Consider the following 3,202-nt stretch of genomic DNA (forward strand, 5'->3'; position numbering starts at 1 on the left):
AGATAAAGCGCCCGATGCATATATAAGGCGTCAAACGCTAAAAAATGCAGAGCGCTTTATAACGCCAGAGCTGAAAGCTTTTGAGGATAAAGCGCTGAGCAGTAAAAGTCGCGCTTTATCGCGCGAGAAAGCCCTTTACGAAAGCCTACTTGATGAATTAAATGAGGCGATTGACGCGCTTCAGAGGTGTGCAAAAGGGCTTTCTGAGCTCGACGTGCTTAGCAATTTTGCTGAAAGAGCTCACACTTTAAATCTCAATAGGCCGGAATTTAATCAGGGTAACACCCTGTTAATTGAAGAAGGCCGACACCTTATTGTTGAACAGCTCAGTACAGCGCCTTTTGTGCCAAACGATCTGATATTAGATCCAAAGCGAAAAATGCTTATGATTACCGGGCCCAATATGGGGGGGAAGTCTACCTATATGCGCCAGGCTGCTCTGATTATATTGCTAGCAGGTACAGGAAGTTTTGTTCCAGCAGGTAAAGCCTCAATAGGTGAAATCGACCAAATATTCACACGAATGGGAAGTTCTGACGATACGGCAGGCGGTCGCTCCACTTTTATGGTTGAGATGACCGAGACTGCGAACATCTTGAATAACGCTACAGAAAACAGTCTGGTCTTGATGGATGAAGTAGGAAGAGGTACCAGCACTTTCGACGGTTTGTCGCTTGCATGGTCTAGTGCAGAGCATTTGGCTAAAAATATCCAAGCTTATAGTTTGTTCGCAACTCACTATTTCGAAATGACGCAGCTTGCTGAAGAGCACGAGAGTGTTGTCAACGTTCACCTGAGCGCTACTGAGCACGAAGATAGAATTATCTTTCTACATAATGTTCTTGAAGGCGCCGCAAGCCAAAGCTACGGTTTGCAGGTCGCGCAGCTCGCAGGTGTTCCGGATAGTGTTATTGGGAAGGCGAAGGAAAAGCTAAGTTCTTTGGAGTCTACGGAAACAAGCGAGCCGTCTGAGCCCATAACTGCAAGCAATATTGCAACACAAGCTACTGACTCTATTTCAGAACAAAATGCATTTCAAAGTGATATGTTTGCACAAGAGCCTTCATTGATTGAGAAAGCATTTGCTAACCTGGACCCTGATGAGCTTAGCCCTAGGCAAGCATTGGATAAGCTTTATGAGCTACGAAGATTGATCAACTAAGTTATATGATGCCTTGTCTCTTGCGCTAACTTACTTGTGTTTTAAGTCAATAATCGTAACATTTGCGCTATGACAGGCGTTTAAGCTTGAACCCTGTCACATCTGACATTAGAATACACCGCATAATTTTAATGAGACCAAACACTGGAATAGCAATATGACATTTGTTGTAACCGATAACTGTGTTAAGTGTAAGTACACAGATTGTGTGGAAGTTTGTCCTGTAGACTGCTTCTATGAAGGCCCTAACTTTCTGGTAATCGATCCTGACGAATGTATCGATTGCGCACTTTGTGAGCCAGAATGCCCAGCTGATGCAATCTTTTCTGAGGACGAATTGCCTGCCGACCAGACGCAGTATATCGAGCTAAACGCCGAGCTATGTCAGACTTGGCCCTGCATTACCGAGCAAAAAGACCCGCTTCCAGATGCTAAAGAGTGGGACGGTGTTCCTAACAAGCTTCAATATCTAGAGAAGTAAATTCTTTAGTCGCCTTGTCGTTAACTGGCGTCAGATCGCTCGCTAACGACAAGCTCCTCTTAAATAAGAACTGCCTGGCCTCATTCACTTTGGCCTATTTAATTCTCAAGCTTTCCTTACAGCTTTTGCATACATATCTTGCATCACTTCTTACGATTCTATTGTGTCGAATTGCGCTCAAATCATGAATTCGATCGTGACATGCACAAATATATGCAAAGGTTCGTCGTGCCCTTTTCGCGCTTGAGAAGTTATGCCTTACCTTTGGCTCAACATTAAATACTTCTGACATAACCTGCTTCCACTGTCGTCCATGCGGCATTACCTTCTTGCCTTCATGATAGCGACCAAAATACTGATAGACGATGAGGTGTGCACATTCGTGAGGTACAACCTCTTCGATAAAGGCTTGTTGGTTTTGATTTAAGAGCGCCTGATTAAATCGAAGCTTGTATCGATAAGTCTTAAAAGCGTTTTGTGTGACGACAAACTGGCCGGCAGCTTGCCCCTTTAGAAGAAAGCAAAGGTTGTGATAAACGAAGCTTTTCTTAAGGTGATGTTCTGCCTGCCGCAGGCAGTGTTCTACCGATGATTGCACATCAGCTTGATAGTTGCTTTGGTTCATCTTGGCTAAGTGTTTTTCGGTCTTCTTAAGTTCATATACAGCGGTGCATTATGCAAAAATTTACAGTACCATGCCCAGCTTTATTTTTTGTCACACCAAGCCTTTAGGGAAAACGCCATGTATGAACTCGACTTACTCTATATATTGGTATTAATCATAACAGGGTTTCTCGCAGGCATTATAAACACCATGGCTGGTGGAGGCTCCAATCTTACAATTCCAGCATTAATGGTAATGGGGATTCCTCCCGACATTGCAAATGCGACTAATCGAGTCAGTGTCGTACTTCAATCGTTTACTGCATACAGAGGTTTTGCCAAGCACGGAAAGCTTGATATTCCCGATATCAAATCTATTCTGCTTGTCACCATGCTTGGCGGGCTTGTTGGTGCTGCATTCGCCTCTTATATGCCTGCTGACTACCTGAAACCAACCTTGCTCGGCGCGATGATTATCATGGCCGGCATAATCTTATTTAAGCCCTCCGCTATTGCGGTAACTGAAGGCACCAAGGCTTTTTCAGTAATGGAGCAAAAGCAATCTATACCAATGCTTTTTATAGCCGGGTTTTACGGTGGGTTCGTCCAAGCGGGCGTTGGTTTTATTTTAATTGCTGCGATTGCTGGAGGCCTCCGTTACGATCTGGCTCGAACCAACGCGCTAAAGGTGGTGTGCACACTCGGTTTTACTCTAGTTGCTCTCGGTCTTTTTGTATGGCGGGACCAAGTATGGTGGGCGCCAGGCCTCTTGCTCGCGGTCGGTTCTGTTGCAGGTGCTTACCTGGCTGTGAAGATCACAATTAATGTCAGTCAGAATACGCTAAAGTGGTTCCTGTTTATTATGACTATATTTGCAAGCATTGCCGCGCTCCTCAGTTAAATGCTCGAAACATAAAATTAACTTAATGCTACAAACAATTCAGGAAATATTATTT

4 protein-coding genes are annotated in these 3,202 nt (G+C 44.2%); 3 read left to right on the forward strand and 1 reads right to left on the reverse strand.

The features are described 5' to 3' along the window. Both mutS and fdxA read left to right on the forward strand, forming a co-directional pair. Positions 1-1,162, forward strand: a 1,162-nt coding sequence (mutS, locus tag A3761_RS11085; RefSeq protein WP_156491797.1) for a DNA mismatch repair protein MutS, incomplete at its 5' end; no start/stop codon positions are given. A 157-nt stretch (positions 1,163-1,319) separates the two neighbouring features. Next, entirely contained in the window at positions 1,320-1,643 is a 324-nt protein-coding gene (gene fdxA / locus A3761_RS11090; RefSeq protein WP_068510699.1) for a ferredoxin FdxA, read from the forward strand. Positions 1,644-1,737: 94 nt separating this feature from the next. Here the strand turns inward: fdxA and A3761_RS11095 are convergent, their stop codons facing one another. Continuing rightward, complete coding sequence (locus A3761_RS11095) at positions 1,738-2,268, reverse strand: SprT-like domain-containing protein (RefSeq protein WP_068510697.1); 531 nt, start codon at positions 2,266-2,268, stop codon at positions 1,738-1,740. Between the two features lie 117 nt (positions 2,269-2,385). Between A3761_RS11095 and A3761_RS11100 the strand changes: the two genes are divergently transcribed. Further along, positions 2,386-3,147: a sulfite exporter TauE/SafE family protein gene (locus A3761_RS11100; RefSeq protein WP_068510695.1), complete on the forward strand. Its 762-nt coding sequence runs from the start codon at positions 2,386-2,388 to the stop codon at positions 3,145-3,147. Positions 3,148-3,202: the final 55 nt, after the last annotated feature.

It is taken from the genome of Oleiphilus sp. HI0123, assembly GCF_001635315.1.

Bases quoted from the DNA above. Each gene is read 5' to 3' on its own strand.
- A3761_RS11100 (WP_068510695.1), top strand. From the start codon at position 2,386: ATGTATGAACTCGACTTACTCTATATATTGGTATTAATCATAACAGGG.
- fdxA (WP_068510699.1), top strand. From the start codon at position 1,320: ATGACATTTGTTGTAACCGATAACTGTGTTAAGTGTAAGTACACAGAT.
- A3761_RS11095 (WP_068510697.1), bottom strand. From the start codon at position 2,268: ATGAACCAAAGCAACTATCAAGCTGATGTGCAATCATCGGTAGAACAC.